Below are 22,132 nucleotides of genomic sequence, written 5' to 3' on the forward strand. Positions count from 1 at the left end.
CTTGCCGGTGCACAGTTGCTTTGAAAAGTCCATCCACCACAGCAGTCATCCAGTAGGAATTCTGTGAAGATTTGGGTACCGTGCGCGATGAGATACATTTAGAGGTCGAAAGGCTGAAAGACAATCGCCAGCGCCGCGACCTTCTCCAAATAAGCCGGCGTGAGCACCCAGGCATTGGCATTCACATTGGTGAGCACCGTACCATTTATTCCGATTGATGCGTTTGCACGTGCGTAGTCTTTATAGCGAGGGTCAAGGTAATTCGGCAGTTTGTGCCAGTCCCCCAATGAGAATCCCGCATAACCTCGTTCCACCGTCCGGTCGAGGTTATCCCAATGATTCAGCAAACGCAATTTGATTCTGGGCGCACTGACGAATGACAGCTCGTCAAGACTCTGATGCGTTTGCAGCAAGCGCAGCAAGTGGAAAACGCCGTACAAAACTCCAATATCGCTGTTCGCGGCTACAACGGTGCAGCTCTTCCCCTCGGCTGTGGTGGCGAGAATGACAAAACCCTCTGCACCTGCTGCTTGCAGCCGGTTTTGAAGATCGAGCCTGGCAATGGTCTTCGAGCTTTGCGGCGTGCCAACAATCAAAGCGCCGTTGTGGGTGATTGCCGGCACAAAGGGAGGGCACTTCCCCAGCAGCCCAAGGAGTCCAATGCGCAATTCCTCTTTGGCAATTGCAAGCGTTGGCGAAAGAGTGGTGATCTCCAGCTCGGTAAGCGCAGCCCGATATGCCGTCCGCACCTCGGGCTTGTCGATGAGATCATACCTGAGCCAAAGCCGATAACCGTCTTCCGCCAGCGAGGAACCGGGTCGCGCCAGATGTGCCAGCAGCACCACGGCGAAACAGATGCCGGACTGCCCAGCAAAGATCGACAATCTCATGCGCATTCTCGGTGAAGGGTTGCAAAAGCGCTTGTGCCACGGTTCGCATTCATCGCGGCGAAAGCAGGAATGAGACAAAAACTCAGGGATGATCGTTCTTCGTCACTGCGATCGTCATGGTACACTCGCCGCAGGAATGCGCTGCAGCAGATCCCACATTTCGTCCTGGCTCTCCAGGCCGATGGTAAAAGCATCAACGCAATCAAGATCGAGAATGAATTTCAAATTCTCATCAGGCCGGTCGCGCAGCCAGCCGCCGCCAAAGACTTTCATGCCAACAATGGCTTTGCCGTCCTGGTGCATCTTCTGCAAAACTTTTACGACGGTCGCAACGTCCGCGTCCATTTGGGTACCAGCGGAGTTGATGCGGGCCAAATCAACTTGCACCCAATCCGACTGCGCCGCGGTTTGCAATGCTGCGAGTGTGTGACAGGAGACGCCATGCGCGCGAATGACGCCATCCGCGCGCGCTTTTGCCAGGACTTCCATGGACCCGCGCCTTCGCATCGGCCAATCGCCACTCGTCATCATGTGCAACAGAACGATGTCCAGATAGTCCGTGCCGATTTCCTTGCGGAAACGCTGCAGGTCGGCTTTCATTTCATCGGCCGTCGTGGCGTGCGTCTTGGTGAGGATGACGACTTTTTCCCGCGGGATGCCTTTCAGTCCTTCTTTCAGATGTGGATGCGTGCCGTATTGATCCGCGGAATCCCAGAAGTTGATGCCCTGTTCATAGGCCGCGCGCAGCAAATCAGCGAGTCCTGGCACGCCCAGTTTGCGCGTTTGATTCGATTGCCGATTGAACCCGCCGGTGCCGGTGCCGATCGCCAGCCGCGAGGCTTTGATGCCGGTGTTGCCGAGCCTCACGATATCATGCGCGTTTTTCTTAATCTTCTCGCCGGCAAGAACCTGCATCACCGGAGAAAGGGTCGCGGCGGCCGCAGTGGCAGTTGTGTACTTGATGAACTCACGTCTTTTCATGATGACACCTATCTTGACAATGTTAAGTTGAATTCCCGCGACTTCTTTTTCATTCTTTGGCACATTTTTTCTTGCGGCTGCGTGTAGAAACGGAGCGATTCACCAGGTGCTTGACCACCAAGTTGATCGCTTGTTCCTCGCTCAATTTTGGCAAAGCATAACGGCCTCAAGTAAGAGACGGACATTGGCCATTTGACAAAATGGGCAGTTTCTCGATTTGCAGTTGCTCCACCCAGTGCGGATCCGGCGGATACTTTTCTGCCCAATTGCGTTTGGTCCGCGCCACGAACCACAAGGCCAGCGCGTCCAAAGCTGTGTGATGCGTCCATGCGCGGTATTTGCGTGCGGCGAGTTCATCCCAGCCGTCTTCGCTCTTGAGATCTTGCAAGGTGTGTTCCACAAAATAGCGTTCGCAGGGCCATGGCGCCAGAGTGCGGAACGGTGTGGTCTGGGGTTCAGTGCTGAGTGAATAGGTCGTCGCACCGTCGCGTTCACGCCGCATCAATAAGCGCTCACAGCGCACTTGGCCTTTCCAAGCAATCGCCCAGACGGTTCTGGCGGCACACTCGTAACGCAATGGTCCACGCTCACAGAAACGTAGCACGCTGGTTTCAAACTTGGTTTCTGGCATATGGACAATCTCACGCACGGCCACCGGTTTGGCGTCATTCAAAACCTGCCAACGTGAATGCGACCGTCCATCGCCCCGTCGGGCTAGGACGTAATACCCACGATCGGCGCTTCCAGATGGACGGCCACCTCGCTGGGGATATCCGCCAAATAAGGAATCCCCACATTGTCAAGTTTGCGAGGCTTCATTTGAACTTTCATATTGATTGTCACGCGACCGCTAAACGCCGTTGGCGGAATCGGGTTTGGGACCCTGCCTGGCGGAGCACGCTTCTGCCAAGCTTGATCACGAACTCGCCATCTCTGCCAGCGCGGCGAACGCGGTTTTGAGCGCCGGATAGAGGGCTTGATAGCGCGCATAGTATTTGGCGTACACGTTCACCTCCGGCGTTGGTTGGTGTGTGCCGGTGATTCGAATCGCATGATCGGCGGCAGCCTCGACGCTGGGATAAATGCCGGCGCCGACACCGGCCAGCAATGCCGCGCCGTAAGCCGCACCTTCGGTGGAATTAACGGTGACAATCTCCGCATTGAAAACATCGGCAAGGATTTGCCGCCAGATTGCACTCTTGGCGCCGCCACCCGAAGCGCGCACCTGCTGGGTGGGCACGCCCAAGCCGCGCATCAGTTCCAATGAATCACGCAATCCAAAGGTCACGCCTTCAATGACTGCGCGCGCCAGATGCGGCTGTGCGTGACGAATGTTCAGACCTATGAAAGCGCCGCGCGCATGCGGATCGGGATGCGGCGTACGCTCGCCGGTGAGATATGGCAGAAACAACAGGCCTTCGCTTCCTGCAGCAACGGTAGCCACGCCTTGCATCAAAGCATCATAAGACTCCTTCGCCGCGAGCGCATCACGATACCAGCGAAAGCTGCCGCCGGCGGACAGCATGACGCCCATGAGATGCCATTTGCCGGGCACGGCATGGCAGAACGCGTGCAGCCGTCCCTGCGGTTCGACACGATACGAATCCGATTGCGCGAACACGACGCCCGAAGTCCCGATGGTCACGGCAACCGTTCCTTCGCGCACGATGCCGGTGCCGACCGCTTGCGCGGCTTGATCGCCGCCGCCGGCAACCACCGGCGTGCCGGCGAGCAGTCCAGTTGCTTGCGCCGCGACCGCGTTGATCTTTGTGCTGGCCACCGGCGACTCGGTGACTTCCGGCAACCACGCCCGGGGAATTTGCAGCGCGTGCAACATCGCCTCCGACCATCGCCGCTTGCCGACATCGAACAGCGAGGTGCCGGAAGAATCCGCCACATCGCTGAAGAATTCTCCGGTGAGCTGGTAGCGCACATAATCTTTGGGCAGCAGAATGTGCGCGATGCGGCGGTAATTCTCCGGCTCGTGCTCGCGCGTCCAGACGACTTTCGGCGCGGTGAACCCGGTGAGAATCGGATTGCCGGTGAGCTGCAAGACCCGCTCGGCCCCGACCAATTTGGTGATGAATTCGCATTGCGCCGCGGTGCGTTGGTCGTTCCACAGGATGCACGGGCGAATGACTTCGCCGCGCGCATCAAGCAGGGTCATCCCGTGCATCTGGCCGGTCAGGCCGATGGCGGCAACGTCTTTGCCGGAAATGCCTGCTTGGGCTAGAACGACGCGAATGCTTTGCACCGTTCCATTCCAAAACAGCGCTGGGTCTTGCTCCGTCCATCCCGGCTTGGGAGAGCCAAAAGGATATTCTGTGGCCGCCACGGCGACGACGCTGCCCTCCTCATTGATAAGCAGCGCCTTGGTCGCCGTGGTCGAAGTGTCGATACCGAGTAGGTAAGTCATGTTGGTTGCCAGTGTTCAGTTATCAGTTGTCAGTGGCCAGTATTCAGTCATCAGTAAACAATGGTCAGTGATCAGCATTATGCAGTGTCCGTAAACTGAACACTGATGACTGATCACTAATAACTGATAACTGGTTATCGAACTCCCATCAACAGTTCAAACACGAATTGATCGAGTCGTTCATATTTCAGGCCGCGTTTGGCAATGGCTTCGCGGTCGAAGGTGTGCGCCTTGAGCGCCGCGGCTTTTTGCGCGGTGTATTTGCCGAGCAATGAAGTCATTGCCGGAACTTCGGAATTGATCTCCGCGAGCAACGCTTGAATTTCTTTGTCGGTGTTGAATTGCGCGGCTTTCTCTTTCAAGATGAGATAGGTCCGCATGCAGCCGGCGGCAAAATCTTTGACGCCCGCCACGTCTTCGGTGCGATAGGCATGGGCATCGAAATGGCGCGGGCCGGCGTATCCGACGTCTTCGAGAAATTTCACCAGAAAGAACGCTTGCTTGAAATTGTGCGAACCAAAACGAAAATCCTGATCGTACCGCGCAAAGTTCTGATCGTTGAGATCAATATGAAAAAGCTTGCCGGCGTCCCACGCTTGTGCGACGTTGTGCAGAAAGTTCAGGCCCGCCATGTGCTCGTGCGCCACTTCGGGATTCACGCCCACCATCTCGGGATGATCGAGCGTGGCGATGAACGCGAGCATGTGGCCCGTGGTGGCGAGATAGATGTCGCCGCGCGGCTCGTTGGGTTTAGCCTCGAGCGCGAGTTTGAGATCATAACCCTGGGCGCGCACATAGTCGCAGATGAAGTTCATGGCCTCGCGCATGCGTTGGATCGCTGCCAGGGGATTCTTGCCGGCGTCGGTCTCAGTCCCTTCGCGACCGCCCCAAAACACGTAAGTCTTCGCGCCCAACTCGACACCGAGATCGATCGCGTGCATGGTCTTGTGCAGCGCATAAGCACGCACTTTCGGATCGTTCGCCGTGAAGGCGCCGTCTTTGAAAACCGGATCGCCGAACAAATTCGTCGTTGCCATCGGCACCACGATGCCGGTTGCGGACAGCGCTTGCTTGAAATCGCGCACGAGGCGGTCGCGCTCCGCCGGCGTGGCATCGCTTGGCACCAGATCATTGTCGTGCAGGTTGACGCCATAGGCACCGACTTCAGCAAGCAGATGAACGATTTCGACCGGCGGGAGCACCGGCCGCACGGGTTGGCCGAACGGATCACGGCCGATATTGCCGACCGTCCACAATCCGAAAGTGAATTGATGCTCGGCGCGAGGTTGGTAGTTCGACATGGTTCATCTCCTTGCGATTGAATGTTGAACAGGTGACGGCTGCGAGTCAAAGATCATCATTTTGTCTCATTCAAGCAAGCTGGAACTGCCTGGCCGAGCGGATCATGGATCCGGAAGTTGCCACTCACTTGCAGCATGGCCAGCAGGTAGAGCAAGCCATCATCATACCTGCCCCGACCGCGGGAAATGGGGTCTGCCACAATTCCGCCACAAACTCTTTGCGAATCTCATGCGTTGCCGCAAGCGCAGCGACGGCGCTCATGGCCACCAACCCGGAGCTGTGATCGTCTCCCAACTTCCTGCCCGCCAGGGTGTAGAGATTGCCATACGTACCGAGGCCCTGCGCATGAAAAAAGCTGAGCAGGCGATTGGATTGCAGAACCGCCCAATCGTCCCGGGCAAACCAGATATAATCGACCGCGACATTCATGGCAACGCGCCAGGCGTCCCGCTGAAAGGCGAAATCATTGCCAACACAAATCGCGCCTTGGGAAATTTCATATCGGCGCTTTCTTGCCTTCGCGGTTTCGCCGCCACCATTCCCCTGGTTTGGAGGGAAATCGCCGCGCCCACTTCGCCGTCACATGCCGTTGCCGAGATTTTCTCACTTGTCTGCCACATACGTTCGCTTTGGAACCGGCAGCTCTGCAGCATAGGGTCGAATCGTGCTGCCCTGATTCAGAATCAATCTGCCGGTGCGATAGCACTCACCGCGCATGATGATCGCATCGCCGGTGCGCACGCGCGCGCGTGCGGCTGCGATGGTTGTTGGCAGGTCTCACCGGATTGCCCAGCTTGTCCCTCGGGCGCGACACAATAGATCTTTACCGGCCCGGTCAACGCGCTGACGGCTGGCTCCAAAGTCATGTCGCTCTGCCCGGCCATGTTTTCTAAGCGCAGTGCTTGCAGAAAATGCCCGGCGGCAACGTTTATGCTTCTCGTTCGAAAGCCTCATAACCCGTCAACCGTGCATCGGAGTGTGCCTCGAGCGCATAGGGTATGGCCGTCACCGATGAAAAGGGGCTCAAATCGTTCTGCGCCAGTTCGAACTTCGCCGGTACGATCTCGTTCGTCTTCACGGAAGTGGCACGACACCGCCCTGGCTTTTCGCGCGCCCTCTCACTCCTTCAGCAGGAACTTGTAAAGCGTGGTGGAATTGTACTTTTCTCCCGGCCGGAGAATGCTATTGGGAAAGTTGGGATGGTTGGGCGAATCAGGAAAGTGCTGAGTTTCCAAACAGAAGCCGCCGCGAAAGGGATAAGGCGCGCCGCCTTTGCCGATATGGTGGCCGTCCAAAAAGTTACCACTATAGAATTGCATTCCGGGCTCGGTAGTCCAGACTTCCATGAAGCGGCCCGAGACCGGCTCATATGCGGTGGCGGCCAGTTCCAAAGCGCCGGCTTGCTTTCTCAAGACCCAGTTGTGATCGTAACCCAGGCCGTTGCGCAGTTGTTCATGATCCGCGGCAATGCTGGCGCCGATTGCAGTGGGCCGGCGAAAATCAAATGGCGTTCCAGCCACGGACGCAAGCTCACCGGTTGGGATCATACCCTTGTTCACAGGGGTGTATTCGTCTGCATTGATCATCAGGACATGGTCCAGAATATCGCCGCGGCCTTCGCCTTTGAGATTGAAATAGGAATGATGCGTCAAGTTCACGGGCGTGGCTTGATCAGTGGTGGCATGATACTCAATCCGCAAGACGTCGTCATTCGTCCACCAGTAGATCACCTGAACCGCCAAATTTCCCGGATAGCCTTCCTCGCCAGCGCGGCTCAGGTATGACAATTTCAGGCCGACATCGCCGTTCGCGATGAGCGGCACTGCCTCCCAAACCACCTTGTCGAACCCCACCAATCCACCGTGCAAATGGCACGGCATGCCGGCGGGATTGTTGTTCTTTGCCAAGACATGTTTCCTGCCGTCGAGCACAAACTCGCCGTTGGCGATGCGGTTGCCAACCCGGCCGACGATGCAACCGAAGTGCGGCGAATCTTTGACGTATTCTTCCAACGTGTTGAATCCCAGGACCACGTCATCGGATTTGCCCGTGCGATCGGGCAGCCTCAGCCGGGTCACGATGCCGCCGTAGTTGGTAATCTCCAACAAATTCCCCTGCGCATTGGTGAGAGCATAAAGCAGCACTTCCTGCCCGCGGTTCGTTTTGCCAAACCAGCGCACCGTGAGGTGCGGCAGTTTTCCATCGTTCATGAGAGAGGTTGACATAGTGCCATGCCTGCAGTTGAAGTTCATAGCCTGAGAATTTCATTGCCGCAAGATAGTGCAAAACCGGTGTGAAACAATCAAGCTGGAATCTGCGGTTATAGCAGATGGTTCACGCGGCTATCGAAGTGCGGGAAAACACAATATCGCAAAGGCCTCCGGCAGCACGAGGCCCGCGGCGGGAGGATCGGCATGAAAGCCTTGACATTTTGAGCGCCGCGATGCAAATTGTGCCGCACTCTTCACCATCCTCAATCACTGGTTGAATGCTTCCGCACAGACGGCATGACCACGAAGGAAGAGCCGAACCCAGGCAGGATGATCAAGCCCTGTGGCAGCGCATGCTCTCCGGCGATGATCAGGCGCTGGCCGCGCTCTTCCACCGCCACTATCCCCTGCTTTACGATTACGGCCTGAAGCTGACCCGGCAAGCCGAGCTGGTCAAAGACGGCGTTCAGGAAGTTTTTGCCTATCTTTGGGAAAAGCGCGCCACGCTCTCGCCGGCGGATTCGGCGCGCGCTTATTTGCTGGTCGCGCTGCGCCGCCATCTGCTCAAGGCGCTGGCCAGGCAGCAGCAGCGGCTGGAATCCGGTCAGCAACACGTGCTCGCTGAGTCGGCAGAGAGTTTTTCGCCGGAGGATTTCGTCATCATGCAGGAAAGTGACGAGTTGGAGCGGCGCGCGCTGCAACAGGCCCTGCAGGACATCCCGCCGCGGCTGCGCGAGGCGCTTTACCTCAAAACCTACGATGGCCTGCCCTATCGCGAAATTGCGGCGATCATGAATGTCACGCCGCAGGTGGCGCGCAACTACGTGTCCGAGGCCTTCCATCGATTGCGCGCCCTCCTGTTCCCCCGCCGGTGATTCCCCGCCTGAAAAAATTTCAAAAAGCGACCGTTACATTTCGCCAATTCCCATCTCTTAGAAGGTGGATGTGGGAGGCACATGTCGAAGGTGGCTGACGAATTCATGATTTCACAGAAAGACCATGAGATGGCTGAACCAATCCCCGAGGTTGAATCTCTGTTGTCAGACGAATCCTTTCAACGCTGGCTCGCCGGCGCAGCCGGCAGCGAAGAACTGCAACAATGGCTAGCCTGGCTGAACGCCAAGCCCGAGCACCAGATTATTCATCAGCAAGCCCTGGCGTTGTGGGGCAAGGCGGCTTTTCGCCCGGCCACGCTGCCGGACGTCGAGCAGGAATGGCAAAAGCTCCGCGCGCGCCTGTCCTTGCCGGCCGCCAAAACCGCTTCCCTGCGGCCGCTCGCCAGCCGGCGCACAGCGTCCGCCAAAAAGCGCCTGATCTGGGCCCGCTTCGGCGGCTTGGCAATCGCAGCCTCGCTGCTGCTCTTTTGGCTGTGGCACAGCCTGCCCCTGTCTACAACTCACCAGGAGCCGGACCGGCAAGTCGTTGCCACTGATTTCGGCCAGCGCGCACGCATCAACCTGCCGGACAGCACCACCATCATTTTGAATGCGCATTCCAGCCTGCGCTATCCCGCAACCTGGCACGCAACGACGCCGCGGGAATTCGAGCTGCAGGGGGAGGCTTATTTTGAGGTCGCCGCTCGCCCGGCCGGGCCGCAGCATGGTTTTATCGTGCACACGGAAGACGGCGACATTCAAGTGGTGGGAACGCGCTTTGTCGTGCATGAGCGCGGCCGGGGCACGCGGGTGGTGGTGGCCGAAGGCGGGGTCAGAGTTGCAGTGGCGGAAGGCGCCACGGTTGGACAAGGACCAGCGGTCGAGACTCTGTTGCGGCCGCAGCAACTGCTCGAGTTTCAAAAGGGCGACAGTGTCTTGCGGCCGCAGGTGGTCAACCTGGGCCTTTACACGACGTGGTGGCGCGAGGAGCTGGTTTTGGAGGACACGCCGTTCGAGCACCTCGTTCGCCGATTGGAAGAAACCTACGGCGTGAAGGTGGAAGTGCGGGACCAGCGCTTGCTGCAGCGCACGCTCTCCGGTTCGCTGGAGAACCGCAATCTCGACGTCATCACCAAAGCGCTGGCCAAAGCGCTGCGCACCCGCGTCGTGCGCCAAGGGCAGGTCATCATCTTTGGCATTTGAAACAAACCGGAATATTTCAGGAGTCTTTCACCGAATCGAAGGAAAAGCGGAAACTAACCACAGTCACAAGTTCAAGGAGGGTTTCTTATGCAATGGCTAAGGCCTCTCGCTTTGGTCTGTTCGCTGTGCTTGTTTGCAGTGCCCGCCGGAAGCCAAACCCTGGCGTCACAAGCCCGCGGGTTCCAATCTCCCCCACCCGCCGCGCACAAGATGATTCCCTTGAAGGCGGCGCTCACGGCAGTAGAAAACGCCCACCACATTCACATCCTCTATGAAGATGCGGTCGTCGAAGGCCGCACGGGCTATGTGCTGGCACAGGCCTCCACCGACCTGGGCGAGGATTTGCGTTACGCCCTCGGCGACAATTCACTCACCTATTCTCAAGTCGGCGCCAGCACGTTCGTCATCACGCCGCGGGAACCGGCACCCGTGCCGGCTGCTCCTGCCGGTGGCATCATCAAAGGCCGGGTCACCGATAGCAAGGGAGAAGCACTGGCCCTCGCCAATGTCATTCTTGACGGCACTAGCATTGGGGACGCTGCGGATCAGAACGGCAGGTATGAGGTTGCCAACGTGCCACCCGGCACTTACACCTTGCGGGCCCGCCTGATTGGATACAAAACCGTGACAACACAAGTCACTGTAAGCGAGGATCAAACGGTGACGCAGGATTTCACGCTCAATACGGATATCTTGAACATGGATGCCATCGTGGTCACAGGAACGCCCGGTGGCTCGGGAATGAGCAAGCGCGAGGCCAGCTTTGCCATCACGACGATGCAGGAGGCGGAAATCCGCCAGTTTTCACCCAGCAGCACGGCGAATCTGATGGAATTGATTCCCGGCGTCTGGTCAGAAAGCTCGGGTGGCGTTGCCGGAGCGAACATTGACGTTCGCGGACTTCCGGGGGGCGGCGATGCGCCCTTCGTCACGATGTCCCTCAACGGTGCGCCGCTTTACGGCACCGAAACCCTCTCGTTCTTCGAGCAGAGCACGATATTCCGTATCGACGAAACCGTTGCATGGTCCGAGGCGCTGCGCGGCGGTCCGAACTCCGTCTTTTCGAGCGGCGAACCGGGGGTGACCATGAATTTTACTTTGAAGCGAGGCAGTGATGAAACTAGAGCGCGGGTGAAGTATTCGACCTCCGATTATGATCTGCAGCGGGTCGACGCGGTGATCAGCGGGCAAGTGACCACCGGCCTCTACTACATGGCTGGCGGCTATACTCAGACCTCACCGGGCATCCGCAGCGCGCAGTTCAACGCAGAGAAAGGGCAGCAGTACACGCTACAGCTCACCAAACTTTTCGATCGCGGCGTAATCAACGCTTTCAGCCGGGTCACCAACGACTACGGCCAGTGGATCCTGCCGATGGCACTCAATACCGGCAATGACCTTGGCAACTTCGCGCAACTGGGCAACGCGACACGCTTTCGCGAATTGCAGATAAACAAACAGGGTGATACCGAGATCTTCGATTTCTCCAAAGGCCGCGGCTGGGACGGCAGCATCAGCGGAGTGAATGCGGATTTTGATTTGGGTGCCGGCTGGACCGTCCGCGACAATCTTTCCTACACCAAGGGCGCAGCCAACACCTATGGATTCGTACCGAACGGCGGCGCGATTCGTGTGTCCGCTCTCGGGCGAACAAGTCCTGTCACAACGATGAGCGGACGGCAGCTTGGCGGTTCGGATTGGATTCAGAACTATGGTCATTGGGTCGTGTTGAAGGACATTGAATCTTTCACCAACGACATCAGTCTTGCAAGACGCTGGCAGCAACATAACCTCACGATAGGTTCTTATCAGGCGTCGTGGTCGGCGGATGATTTCTGGACGCTAGGCAACCATGTGCCGGTTCACAATGTTGCCAATGGGGATTATGTTGCGGGCGTAACCGCCCAACACGTTGCGGACGCTGGCGGCGGCGGCCCATGGGCTTACGGCATTCAATCTGGCGGCGATGCAAGAGTAATTGCCGGTTACGCCGCTGAATCATGGCAGGCGACGCCTGACCTTCGCGTCGATTTGGCCGCCCGCCTTGAACGAATAGAGCTCGAGTATGCCCTGGATTCCGGTCCCGGCTACCCGGACGGTACCCGCGATATGGCTGTATCGTTCAACGACAATCAATGGGCGTTTACAGGCGCCGTGAACTATGACCTTTCGGAAGGGCTGGGCGTGTTCGGGCGCGTCTCGGATGGATTCGTATTTCCTCACTTCGATGATATCCGTGACGGCAATCGCAACACCAACAACATCAGGCAATATGAAGGCGGCTTGAAATATGCGCCCCAAGAGCTCTTCAGCCTGTTCGCCACCGGCTACTACACCAAGTTCGACGCATTCGAAAGCCTCGTCGGCGGTGCTTTCGATCCCCGCAAGTTCAAGACCAAATCCTACGGTGTCGAGCTTGATGGTGCACTCCTGGCCAGCGGTCTGACGGTGAGAGGCATTGCCACCATCCAAAAAACCGAAATCACCGAGTCCGATGATCCGACGATCGTTGGAAATTCGATTCTACGCCAGCCCGACTGGCAGTTCCGGTTGGCACCGAGCTATGATGTTCGCGCCGCAAATTTCAACGTGAACGTCTACGGCGCACTGCGCTTCGTCGGCAAACGCTTCTCAGGCAATGACAATCTGATCGAATTGGATAGCTTTCAGAAGATCGACGTTGGGGTCACGGTTTCGACAAAAACCGGACTCTTCTTCAATCTGCACGGCGATAATTTGACTGACTCCGATGCGCTTACCGAAGGTGATCCCCGCAATCCGACGGCGCCGAATGGCCGTCCCATCTTCGGGCGGTCGGTGAAATTCTCGGTCGGCTTCGATCTGTAGAGCAGCGAACGGCCCCATACTCTTCTCGTTACAGCGGTTTTCAATTGGGTGGGCAGGTTTGTAGTCCCCGCCCCTTGTGGGCGGCTGTCAAAGCCTATAAACTCGCGGTTGCTACAGTGCCCCACGAGTTATTCCGCTTAAAGTCAACGGGAAAATTGTCTTTTTTCCTCGACTTTGTGAAGAGCTTGTGGATAACTTTGCAGAAGCCCACCCAAAGACACCCAGCCGCTGCTCACAGGCTCGGGCTGGGGCGATGATTCGGTGGCTGTTGTTGGTTCTTTGACCTCCTGTTGTTGCTCTTTTCTCCTGCGGCTTTGCCGCCGCGAGATCGGAGCATTATCGTCGAACGCTTGCAGACGCCGTTTTTTGTCGTTGGGAGTCGCCGGCGTTTCGGGGTGAGCTTTCGCTTGATTCTTTCTATCGATGTTCGCGTCAAATGGCGTCCGGTGTTTAAGCATCCCGTAAACAATGCGCAAAATCTTGTGCATGCACACCCCGATGGCCGCCATTTTGTGCATGCCTTGTGCAAGACGTTTTTGATAGAGTTCTTTGATCAACGGATTGTGACCAATCGCGGCCAGGGTCACCATGAACAGAATCGCGCGCGGTTCTGCCCGTCCTTTCTTGCTCATGCAGACCCGCCACACGCCGTCGCCACTGCGCTTGATCTCAGGATGCAGGCCGAAATAGGAGACCAAGTGCTTGACCGTGGGAAAACGCTGGATGTCAATAATATTCAAGAGCAGGCCCACCGCCGAAAAAACGCCGATGCCTTTGAAGCTGATCAGAAGCGCGATCTCGGCTTTCGCTTCATCATAGTTTTGTTCCAACAACTTTTTTTGTGCGGCGATTTGACGGGCCAAACTGAGAATCTGTTCGCTCACGGCTTGGATGATCTGCCCGGAAATTGCATCGCTGCCGCCGATGCTGTGGTCTGGCGCGATGAGTTTCATGAGGCGCTCGGCTTTCTTCGAGCTCACATACGGCAGTTTCTTTAAGCCCGCCACACCTGCGGTGCGCAAGGCCTCGTAAGTCGGATACAGTGTGAGAACTTGCAGCAGCCAATTTTCGTAGCCGTCGCGGCAGAAGACCAGCAACTCGGGCATGGAAATATACAACAGCGAATCCAACTGGCCGAGGAGTTGGGTTTTCTGCTTCAACAAAAGCTGAATGAGCTGCCAACGTTTCCTCAAGATCGGATAGGAGTCGTCCTCGTAATTGATTTTTTCAGGATGTGAGATTTGATAGGCCGCCACATCCCATGCACTCAAGGCGTCGGTCTTATTGCGCTTCAAGCCGGCTTCGCGATCGGCTTTGACCAAAGCGGGATTCAGCCGCGCGACATGAAGCGCAAGATGGTGGCCGAAATCTTTCAAGCACTCGTACCAGTTGTTCTCGTAGCCGCCGGTGCTCTCAAACGCGGCGTAGAGAACACTCTCGGGATGCTTGTCGAAAAAGCTCCGCAGCAGTTTGAACAAAGAACGATGGCCGGCCGCGGTGTCATCCAACTGAAAGTTGGGTTCGACGATTTTTTTGTCGGTGCTCAAGATGGTGAAATCGGCGTAGCCTTTGCTGGCATCGCCGCCGAGGTAATAATTGGGCATCGTCGTCTCCTTTCTTGTGATAGGTGATGGCTGAAGCAATAAAAAACCAGGAAACATCATCCTCATGAATGCGGTGTCAAAGCACCAGGTTATTCCACGATTTTACTCCTGGCAAAAAAGCATAAACTTGTGGACGGGCTCGAAGGCACCAGGGAGCAATCATGCTTTGTTACCGGAGAACAATGATGGAAATCTCATGAAGAGTTATCCACATATCCACAGCTATCCACAAAAGAAAGAAGAAAAAAGTAGCAAAAAAGAAGAAAGAAAAATGACGACGACTAGCTTTTCAACTCAATCACCTACTTTCAATATACGAGGGGGCAGGACTACGATTCCTGCGCACGCATTTGGAAAACGCTATATATGGATGCGAACTGAGAGCCGGTTGAATTCTCTTTGTTGAACGAAGATTGCTAATTGACCCTCCGTCGAAGTGAGCCAGCCGGTGCAATGGCGCAATTACCGGCTGGCTCTTCTTCTTCTCCCGATTCGCCTTCACCGCTAAAAAAGCGCTTGTTTCTCTTGGCGGCGTTTGCCAGCTTGCTCCGTCGTCTGCTGCCGCCTTTAATTCGCGGACTGCGGCAGGCGCTCCGCAATTTTCTTTTTGGGGAAGTCAAATGATGAAGCTCAGAAGCACTGCGCTTTTGCCTTGTCTCCTGGCACTGCTCAATGCCGCGCCGCTGGGGATCGCCTCGGCGCAACCGGTCACGCCCGTGCTGGAATTTCCCCAAGCCGGCTTGGATGACACCTCGACCTATCACGGCTACCGCACACGCTTTTATCGCGAGGCCGCGGGCAATGCCGTGCAAGTGGCCATCAATCACAACACCGGCCGCGTGGTCAATCTCTGGGCCGATGCCAGCAATGAAGCCCTCAGCTTCACCGCACGCGATACCGCCGGCCGGCCGGCAAGACTGTGGTGGGGTTCGGACAGCGCCGCCGTGATGACGGAAGGCAACAGAAGATTCCTGCAATACGATCTCGTCACGGAATCCTCCGCCCTCGAACTGGGCCATTTTGTGCTCGCCTCCATGCGCAAGGAAAGGGACTTTCAGTATTCCAACAGGCATCTGCTGTCATTCAACGCCGACCCGTATGTTGAAAACGAATACGTCGAATTGCTCGCCCTGCTCGCGCGCCTGCCGGCAGAGGAACAAAGCCGTCAGCTCGCTGCGCTGCAGGCTCAGACGGTTGCCAAACTGCGGCTGCGGCTGCAGCCCGCTGTGGACATTGCCAACGAGGTGTCGCGCTGGACGGTGAGCGTCACGCAACCATCCTTTGATGGCAGGAACTTGCTCTCCCTGGAAATCAGCGCCGAGGCAACGCAAACCCTGGTCGTGCCGAACGCGCAACAGACTTCCATCCGTTCCATACGGAACCAGCCGCTCCGCCTCACGATTCGCATTGGCACCGACTCGCCCGCGCTCACGCCGCTGACCCGCGAGCATATTTTCAACCAGAATTTCATGCGCTTCTACGCAGCAAGTCAGGCGGAACCCGCCAGCGCCCGCAGCTCCGCAGCGCAATCCCGCTTGCAACGGCTCGACCGGCAAGTCAGAAGCGTCGAACTGCTGAGTTATCATGAAAAACTGATGGCGGGCCTGCCGAATTTCGCCACGTACTTCGGCCGGGACATGATGATGTCCGCGCTGATGCTGGAGCCCATCTGGTCGCCGGCGATGCTGGAGCATGTGATCGCCAGCGTGCTGCGCAAGCTCGATCCCGCCGGCGAAGTGAGTCACGAAGAAGCACTGGGCGGCCAGGCGATTCGCGAGAATGCCGCGGAATACAACAAGCTGATCAAAGCCTACTTTGCCGCAGACAACGCCGCACCCAGCGCGAGCGCAGACAGCTTGCTGCGCCGCAGTCGCGAGATGCTCAGCAACCTGCAAGCGGTGCGCGAGAACTACATGATGGTTGATGATGATTTCCAGCTTCCGGTGCTTGCCCGCCGCTATCTCGCGCGCCAAGACGTTTCTGTGGCAAGCAAGCGCAGTTTCCTGCTGGCGCCGGCCGTGACCGGGAAAGACGAAACGCGGCTGGCCTTGCTGCTGCGCAATCTCGACTACGTCGCACGGGCGGCCGCGCCTTATGCCGCCAATCCCACCGCCATCAATCTGGTGAGCTTTCGCAAGCGCGATGAACAACACTGGCACTCCGGCAGTTGGCGCGACAGCAATGCCGGTTATGCCGGCGGCCGCTTTGCTATGGATATCAATGCGGTCTGGGTTCCCAATGCCTTGCAAGCTGTGCAGGCAATCTCCACCTCGCTTCAGGAGCTTGGCTTCACACCGGAGGGATTGCAGACTCTGGCACCGGAAATGCGCGAAACCAAACTCGCTGAATACCTGCACAATCCCGCAGCGCTGCGCCTTGCTGTAGAAACCTGGCGCAGCACGAAAAAGCATTTCTGGCTCAGCTTGCCTGCGCAGCAAGTGCAGCAGCAAGTGCAGGCCAAACTCGCCGGGCTGCCGCCAGACGAAAAAGCCTGTTGGGACAAGGCGCTGGCTCAAAACGCCGCGGCAAACAAAGGAATCGAATTTCTCGCGCTTGCGCTCGACGGCCAGGGACGGCCGCTGCCGGTCGCCAACACCGATCCGGCAACCCTGCTTTTCCTCGAAAATTTCACGGAAAGAATTCTGAACCGTGAAGCGACGCCCGCAGAAGTTTTGAAGCTTGTCGCAGTCTTTGTGCGGCCCTATCCGGTGGGATTATTCGTGGCAGGAGTCGGACCGCTGGTTGCCAACGATGTTTATGCGCCGTTGGAAATCTGGGAAAACTTCAAGCGTGATCATTATCATTCCCCCACCGTGGTATGGGGCCGCGAAGTGAATTTGATCATGCTGGGACTGTCAAAACAGATTCTGGCGGCGTACGACGAGCAGGGCCAGTTGAAAAATGCCAGTCTCGCGCATTACGTTGGCGAATTACACCGGGCGCTCGACACCATCGCCGCGGCGGTGGAAGCTTCCGGACTCAAGCACAACGAGCTGTGGAGCTACAAGATTGAGAATGACAATCTTCTGCCCTCGCGCTATCCCGCTAGTTGTGATATTCAGCTTTGGAACCTGACTGATCTTGCCGTGCAATACTCGCTGGCGCAAATTGCGCGCTTGACCAACCGCTAGGCGTTCACGCGCAAAACGGCGTTGTTACAGCGATTTTCAATTGGGTGAGGGGGCAAGACTACGATTCCTTCGCAAGCATTTGGAAAACGCTACAAACCAAAATGGTTTTGCCTAATCCGGCAGTGCCAATCATCAAACCCCAAGTTTCATCCAGCCTCAGAGCCGTGCAAACCTCTTGGGTGATCTGCTCATGAAAAAAACTCAGCACAATTTATTGCTCACCACGTGCCACATTCTTCTTGCCCTTTGCCCCCTGCCCCATGCCTTCGGCCAGCAGCCGGCAAACAAAGTATCAATCAACATTCGCACAACACTCGAAGCCCTCATCGCCGACGAAGACACAGACGGCGACAAGAAGATCACCATTGACGATGCCCACATTGCCAGCACCGAACGCGGCGACAAACGCTTCCGAATGCAAACCACCGATCGGCGCGAGTTTGAAGTCTCGGGCACCTACCACCTCTCGAATCTTCTGCAGGAGCTGAAGCTGGCGGAAGCGGCGCCGGACGAAAACGCACAGCTCGCCGCTGCACGCATTTTCGAGCCGCCGGTCGATCGGCTGTCGCGCTCGATCAAAGAGTTGTTTTGGGATGGATTGACGCGGCGCGTGGATGAAGCCGGTTTGCAAACGATTCTTTCCGATGAGAAAACCAACACCAGCGATGGTAGGCGTTACGTTTACGTTCCCGCCTCCGACCAAACCGCATTCGACTATTTCGCCGGCGTGGCGCAGCGCCATCCGGAATGGCAAATGAAAGTCGTGCGTCTGCCGCGCAAAATCAGCGCGCGATACGTGCGCAACCTCGACGGCCGGCACGGCATTCTGAGCCTGGCAATTGTGCCGCGCCAGGGCGGCGGCTACGAAGGCCTTCCATTTGTCGTACCCGGCGGACGATTCAATGAAATGTACGGGTGGGACAGTTACTTCATCGCGCTGGGACTTCTGCGCGACGGCCGCGTCGAGCTGGCCAAAGCGATGGTAGATAATTTTGTCTATGAAATCACCCACTACGGCGCGATTTTGAACGCCAATCGCACTTATTACCTCACGCGCTCGCAGCCGCCGTTTCTCACCTCGATGGCATGGGCGGTTTATCAACACCTGCCCAAAGAGGCGGCGAGTAAAGCCTGGCTAAAAGGCGTGCTCGCGGCCGCCATTCAGGAATATCGCAACGTGTGGATGAACCCGGATCGGCTGACAAAAACTGGATTGAGCCGTTACTTTGATTCCGGGTTTGGCGCACCACCGGAAGTGGAGCCCGGACATTTTGACGTGGTGTTCGCAGCCTATGCCAGAAAACACGGCATGGCCACCCGCGCGTTTGAAGCAGCTTATCGCGCGGGCAGGCTGAACGTGCCGGAACTCGACGCCTACTTTGTGCACGATCGCGCCATGCGTGAATCCGGGCACGACACGAGTTATCGCCTGGAAAAACGCTGCGCCGATCTCGTGACGGTTGATCTCAATTCATTGCTCTACAAGATTGAGAGGGATATCGCAAAAATGGTTGAAGAGGAATTCTCCGGCGTTTTGAGTTTCGGCAAAGGCCGGGCGGAGCGCAGCGCGGATTGGCGCAAAGCGGCGGAAAAGAGGAAAATTCTGATGAATCAATATTTGTGGAACGCCGAACGCGGCATGTTCTTCGACTATGATTTCGCGCAGAACCGCCAGATGAATTATGAGAGCGCGACGATATTTTATCCGCTCTGGGCCGCGGTTGCCAGCAAAGAGCAAGCGGAGAGCCTGGTGAAGAATGCGCTGCCGTTGTTAGAGAAACCGGGAGGCCTTGCCGGTTCGACGGAAGCTTCACGCGGAGAGATTACGCCCGACCATCCGCCGCGCCAGTGGGATTATCCCAACGGCTGGGCGCCGCATCAAATGCTGGTCTGGCAGGGGTTGAGCAACTACGGTTACGAGCGCCTCGCGCAGCGGCTGGTGTATCGCTGGCTTTATACCATCACCTTCAATGCCGCAAACTACAACGGCACGGTTCCCGAAAAATTCGATGTGGCCACGCGTTCGCATCAAGTTTTTGCCGAGTATGGCAATGTCGGCACCAAATTCTCCTATATCACCCGTGAAGGCTTTGGCTGGACCAACACCTCCTACCAACTCGGCGTCAGCCTGCTGTCGCAGGAGTTGCGCGACAGCTTGAACCGGCTGATTCCGCCGGAATGGGTTTTCTGAAGCGCAACTCGCGGAGAAAGAAGCACCCCAATTCCCTCCCGGAAGCTGCCGGCCTCACAAAGCGCTTGCGAATGGCGCGGCGAAAGGCTAAACTCCGCAAAAATGAATTCAGCAACGACAAGGCAGCCGCGATGACTTCCAAACAACGCATGCAGCGCGCGATGGCACTGCACGTCCCCGATCGTGTCCCCGTGATGTGCCAGCTTGCGCTCGGGCACTATTTCCTGCACGCCGGCCTCGAGCCGCTCGATATTTGGTACACCTCCGAGGGCTTTGCCGAGGCGCTCATCAGACTGCAGCAGCGCTACGGTTTTGATGGTATTCTGGTCAATCTCCCCGGCCGCGATCCCAATTACGAAAACTTCCTGGACAAGATCGAAGCCGGCAGCCGCGAGCGGCGCTTGCGCTGGCACAACGGCAATTACACCATTTTTCCGGTGGACGACAATCCACATTATTACCAGGCGGATGGCACGCGCTACTTCCCGACGTTCGCGGAGATCGATCCCGAGCAACTTTGCTATGTCGATCCCTGGGATCTCACCGACATCACCTATCCCTATACCTGGGGTTTTGAAAGCGAGCCGCGCCCCAGCGACGATTTCTTTCCGGAATATCATTGCGACACCATCAAACTGGTGAAGGCCCGGGCGGGCGCGGGCATTTCCGTGCATGCTGAAGTGTTCTCGCCGTGGTCGCAGTTCCTGGAGCTGCTGAACTACGAATACGCCTTGATGGCCATCCTTGACGATCCCGGCAAAAGCCAGGCCTGCCTCGAGCGGCTGGCCGAGGGCGCGATCGACCTGGCCAAAAGGCAGGCGGCCTGTGGCGTGGATGCGATTCTGATCTCCTCGGCCTTTGCCGGCGCCGGCTTGATCTCGCGGGAGCACTACGCAGAATTCGTTTTGCCCTGGGAGAAAAAAATCATCACCGAGGTCAAAGCCGCCACCGCCATTCCCATTTACACGCATACATGCGGCAGCATCGGCGACCGCCTCGATTTGATGATGCAAACCGGCACCAACGGCATCGACACGCTCGATCCGCCGCCGCTCGGCACCGTGGAATTGGCGGAAGCGAAGAAGATTCTGGGAGGAAGAGTCTTCATCAAGGGAAACATCGATCCGGTGAATACGCTGCTCAACGGCAGCCCCGCAAAAGTCAAAGCAGACGTGCAACACCGGATCGCGATCGGCAAGCCGGGCGGCGGCTACATCCTCAGCTCGGCCTGCTCGGTGGCGCCGCATACGCCGCCGGCGAACATCGAATTGCTGGCGCAACTGGCGGAAGAAATGGGGAAGTACTCGCCGGACGAGGCGCGCGCATAGAGCCGGTGGCGTGATTCACAAGCCAACCAATGCATCGTTTTTCCGGAAACGGTATTGAATTTTACCTCACGGTTCCGCAGCGTCAACGCGCGCTTGATTGGAATTCGATGCCTTTGCCCTGCCGTGCACCTGCCAAGCCGTTCGTGCCCTCCTGCTCAAAACCAGTCAGGCGACGGCATGCCGCATTTTCCAAACGCGCACTCCGCTGCGTGTGCTCGCCCTGCTTTGGACAATGACTTCTCCACTCGCACAGCCAGCGCCCGCCCTCCGGTTTGCCACGCGGCCATGGGGGCAACTGGCATTGAATCAAATTGAGGAAGGATCAACATGCAACAATGGTATGAAGAGCTGTTTGAAAACTACGCGAGAAAGTACGACAGCGAGAGTTTCACGCAAGGCACCCGCGGCGAGTGTGATTTCATCGAAAGCGAAATCGCATTTGACCGCAGCCAGAGGATTCTGGATATCGGTTGCGGCACCGGCAGGCATGCCATTGAACTGACCAGACGAGGATATTCAGTCGTCGGGGTCGATCTCTCCGCGGCGCAGTTGCAGCGGGCCCAAGAAAAGGCGGCAGCGGAAAACCTGCACATCGTTTTTGAGAAGCATGACGCCAGAAATCTGCCCTTTCGGCAGGAGTTCCAGGTGGCCATCATGCTGTGCGAGGGCGCGTTTCCGTTGATGGAAACCGACGAGATGAATTTTCAAATTCTCCAGAGCGCCGCCCGCGCGTTGCAGCCCAACGGGAAGTTGATCTTCACCACCTTGAACGGACTGTTTCCTCTTTTTCATTCCGTCAAAGAGTTCTTGAATGCGGCGACGCAAGCAGGAAATGCCACTTACGGACAAAACACCTTTGATCTCATGACCTTTCGCGACCACAACGTGACTTCTTTTGAAGATGACCTGGGGAACAAAAAGGAGCTGCGCTGCAACGAAAGGTACTACGTGCCTTCGGAAATCACCTGGCTGCTGAATTCGCTCGAATTCAAGACCGTCGATATTTTTGGCGCGAAGCTCGGCGCCTTCAGCCGCTCGGAAGCATTAACCACAGAAGACTTTGAAATGCTGGTCATCGCGACGAAGTAAGTATGCCGCCTGCGCACCCGCTGCGGCCTGCGGCAATGGCCAAACAAGCCCGGCCCCGCCTGGCG

The 22,132-nt window shown here is 57.1% G+C and carries 15 protein-coding genes; 7 read left to right on the plus strand and 8 right to left on the minus strand.

The annotated features are described in order from the left end of the window. Positions 1–98 precede the first annotated feature (98 nt). The 7 genes from L6R21_21610 to L6R21_21640 all read right to left on the minus strand — a co-directional run bounded on the left by L6R21_21610 (position 99) and on the right by L6R21_21640 (position 7,814). Positions 99–890, minus strand: coding sequence for a hypothetical protein (locus L6R21_21610; protein MCK6561804.1), 792 nt, complete (start codon positions 888–890; stop codon positions 99–101). A gap of 114 nt (positions 891–1,004) precedes the next feature. Continuing rightward, complete coding sequence (locus tag L6R21_21615; GenBank protein MCK6561805.1) at positions 1,005–1,871, minus strand: aldo/keto reductase; 867 nt, start codon at positions 1,869–1,871, stop codon at positions 1,005–1,007. A gap of 166 nt (positions 1,872–2,037) precedes the next feature. Continuing rightward, positions 2,038–2,544 (minus strand): hypothetical protein, encoded by a 507-nt coding sequence (locus L6R21_21620; protein ID MCK6561806.1) that lies wholly within the window; start codon positions 2,542–2,544, stop codon positions 2,038–2,040. A gap of 243 nt (positions 2,545–2,787) precedes the next feature. After that, a complete protein-coding gene (xylB, locus tag L6R21_21625; protein MCK6561807.1) occupies positions 2,788–4,287 on the minus strand; it encodes a xylulokinase in 1,500 nt (499 codons plus the stop codon). A 134-nt stretch (positions 4,288–4,421) separates the two neighbouring features. Then, the gene (xylA, locus tag L6R21_21630) at positions 4,422–5,588 is read right to left on the minus strand and encodes a xylose isomerase (GenBank protein MCK6561808.1); all 1,167 of its coding nucleotides are present in this window, start codon (positions 5,586–5,588) and stop codon (positions 4,422–4,424) included. A gap of 124 nt (positions 5,589–5,712) precedes the next feature. Continuing rightward, positions 5,713–6,018, minus strand: coding sequence for a hypothetical protein (locus tag L6R21_21635; protein MCK6561809.1), 306 nt, complete (start codon positions 6,016–6,018; stop codon positions 5,713–5,715). Positions 6,019–6,707: 689 nt separating this feature from the next. Next, a complete protein-coding gene (locus L6R21_21640; GenBank protein ID MCK6561810.1) occupies positions 6,708–7,814 on the minus strand; it encodes a galactose mutarotase in 1,107 nt (368 codons plus the stop codon). A gap of 263 nt (positions 7,815–8,077) precedes the next feature. On the opposite strand from L6R21_21640, the gene L6R21_21645 reads away from it, so the two are divergent. The 3 genes from L6R21_21645 to L6R21_21655 all read left to right on the plus strand — a co-directional run bounded on the left by L6R21_21645 (position 8,078) and on the right by L6R21_21655 (position 12,724). Continuing rightward, a complete protein-coding gene (locus L6R21_21645; protein MCK6561811.1) occupies positions 8,078–8,674 on the plus strand; it encodes an RNA polymerase sigma factor in 597 nt (198 codons plus the stop codon). Between the two features lie 129 nt (positions 8,675–8,803). Beyond that, positions 8,804–9,877: a FecR domain-containing protein gene (locus L6R21_21650; protein ID MCK6561812.1), complete on the plus strand. Its 1,074-nt coding sequence runs from the start codon at positions 8,804–8,806 to the stop codon at positions 9,875–9,877. Between the two features lie 210 nt (positions 9,878–10,087). After that, on the plus strand, positions 10,088–12,724 hold the full coding sequence (locus L6R21_21655; GenBank protein ID MCK6561813.1) for a TonB-dependent receptor: 2,637 nt from the start codon (positions 10,088–10,090) through the stop codon (positions 12,722–12,724). 143 nt (positions 12,725–12,867) lie between these two features. On the opposite strand, the gene L6R21_21660 is transcribed toward L6R21_21655, so the two are convergent. Next, positions 12,868–14,394 carry an IS110 family transposase gene (locus L6R21_21660; GenBank protein MCK6561814.1) on the minus strand — a complete coding sequence of 509 codons (1,527 nt, stop codon included), beginning with the start codon at positions 14,392–14,394 and terminating at the stop codon, positions 12,868–12,870. Positions 14,395–14,948: 554 nt separating this feature from the next. On the opposite strand from L6R21_21660, the gene L6R21_21665 reads away from it, so the two are divergent. From L6R21_21665 to L6R21_21680, 4 genes are all read left to right on the plus strand, one after another. Continuing rightward, complete coding sequence (locus tag L6R21_21665; protein MCK6561815.1) at positions 14,949–17,459, plus strand: hypothetical protein; 2,511 nt, start codon at positions 14,949–14,951, stop codon at positions 17,457–17,459. A gap of 190 nt (positions 17,460–17,649) precedes the next feature. Continuing rightward, positions 17,650–19,650, plus strand: coding sequence for an alpha,alpha-trehalase (locus tag L6R21_21670; protein MCK6561816.1), 2,001 nt, complete (start codon positions 17,650–17,652; stop codon positions 19,648–19,650). Between the two features lie 131 nt (positions 19,651–19,781). Further along, complete coding sequence (locus L6R21_21675) at positions 19,782–20,978, plus strand: uroporphyrinogen decarboxylase family protein (GenBank protein MCK6561817.1); 1,197 nt, start codon at positions 19,782–19,784, stop codon at positions 20,976–20,978. A 327-nt stretch (positions 20,979–21,305) separates the two neighbouring features. Beyond that, entirely contained in the window at positions 21,306–22,067 is a 762-nt protein-coding gene (locus tag L6R21_21680; protein MCK6561818.1) for a methyltransferase domain-containing protein, read from the plus strand. The last annotated feature ends 65 nt before the right edge of the window (positions 22,068–22,132 follow it).

This window comes from bacterium (assembly GCA_023150945.1).
Lineage (GTDB): Bacteria > Zhuqueibacterota > Zhuqueibacteria > Zhuqueibacterales > Zhuqueibacteraceae > Coneutiohabitans.

Bases quoted from the DNA above. Each gene is read 5' to 3' on its own strand.
- L6R21_21645 (MCK6561811.1), top strand. From the start codon at position 8,078: ATGCTTCCGCACAGACGGCATGACCACGAAGGAAGAGCCGAACCCAGG.
- L6R21_21650 (MCK6561812.1), top strand. From the start codon at position 8,804: ATGGCTGAACCAATCCCCGAGGTTGAATCTCTGTTGTCAGACGAATCC.
- L6R21_21670 (MCK6561816.1), top strand. From the start codon at position 17,650: ATGAAAAAAACTCAGCACAATTTATTGCTCACCACGTGCCACATTCTT.
- L6R21_21660 (MCK6561814.1), bottom strand. From the start codon at position 14,394: ATGAGGATGATGTTTCCTGGTTTTTTATTGCTTCAGCCATCACCTATC.
- L6R21_21680 (MCK6561818.1), top strand. From the start codon at position 21,306: ATGCAACAATGGTATGAAGAGCTGTTTGAAAACTACGCGAGAAAGTAC.
- L6R21_21615 (MCK6561805.1), bottom strand. From the start codon at position 1,871: ATGAAAAGACGTGAGTTCATCAAGTACACAACTGCCACTGCGGCCGCC.
- L6R21_21635 (MCK6561809.1), bottom strand. From the start codon at position 6,018: ATGAATGTCGCGGTCGATTATATCTGGTTTGCCCGGGACGATTGGGCG.
- L6R21_21675 (MCK6561817.1), top strand. From the start codon at position 19,782: ATGACTTCCAAACAACGCATGCAGCGCGCGATGGCACTGCACGTCCCC.
- L6R21_21665 (MCK6561815.1), top strand. From the start codon at position 14,949: ATGATGAAGCTCAGAAGCACTGCGCTTTTGCCTTGTCTCCTGGCACTG.
- L6R21_21640 (MCK6561810.1), bottom strand. From the start codon at position 7,814: ATGTCAACCTCTCTCATGAACGATGGAAAACTGCCGCACCTCACGGTG.
- L6R21_21610 (MCK6561804.1), bottom strand. From the start codon at position 890: ATGAGATTGTCGATCTTTGCTGGGCAGTCCGGCATCTGTTTCGCCGTG.
- L6R21_21655 (MCK6561813.1), top strand. From the start codon at position 10,088: ATGATTCCCTTGAAGGCGGCGCTCACGGCAGTAGAAAACGCCCACCAC.
- xylA (MCK6561808.1), bottom strand. From the start codon at position 5,588: ATGTCGAACTACCAACCTCGCGCCGAGCATCAATTCACTTTCGGATTG.
- xylB (MCK6561807.1), bottom strand. From the start codon at position 4,287: ATGACTTACCTACTCGGTATCGACACTTCGACCACGGCGACCAAGGCG.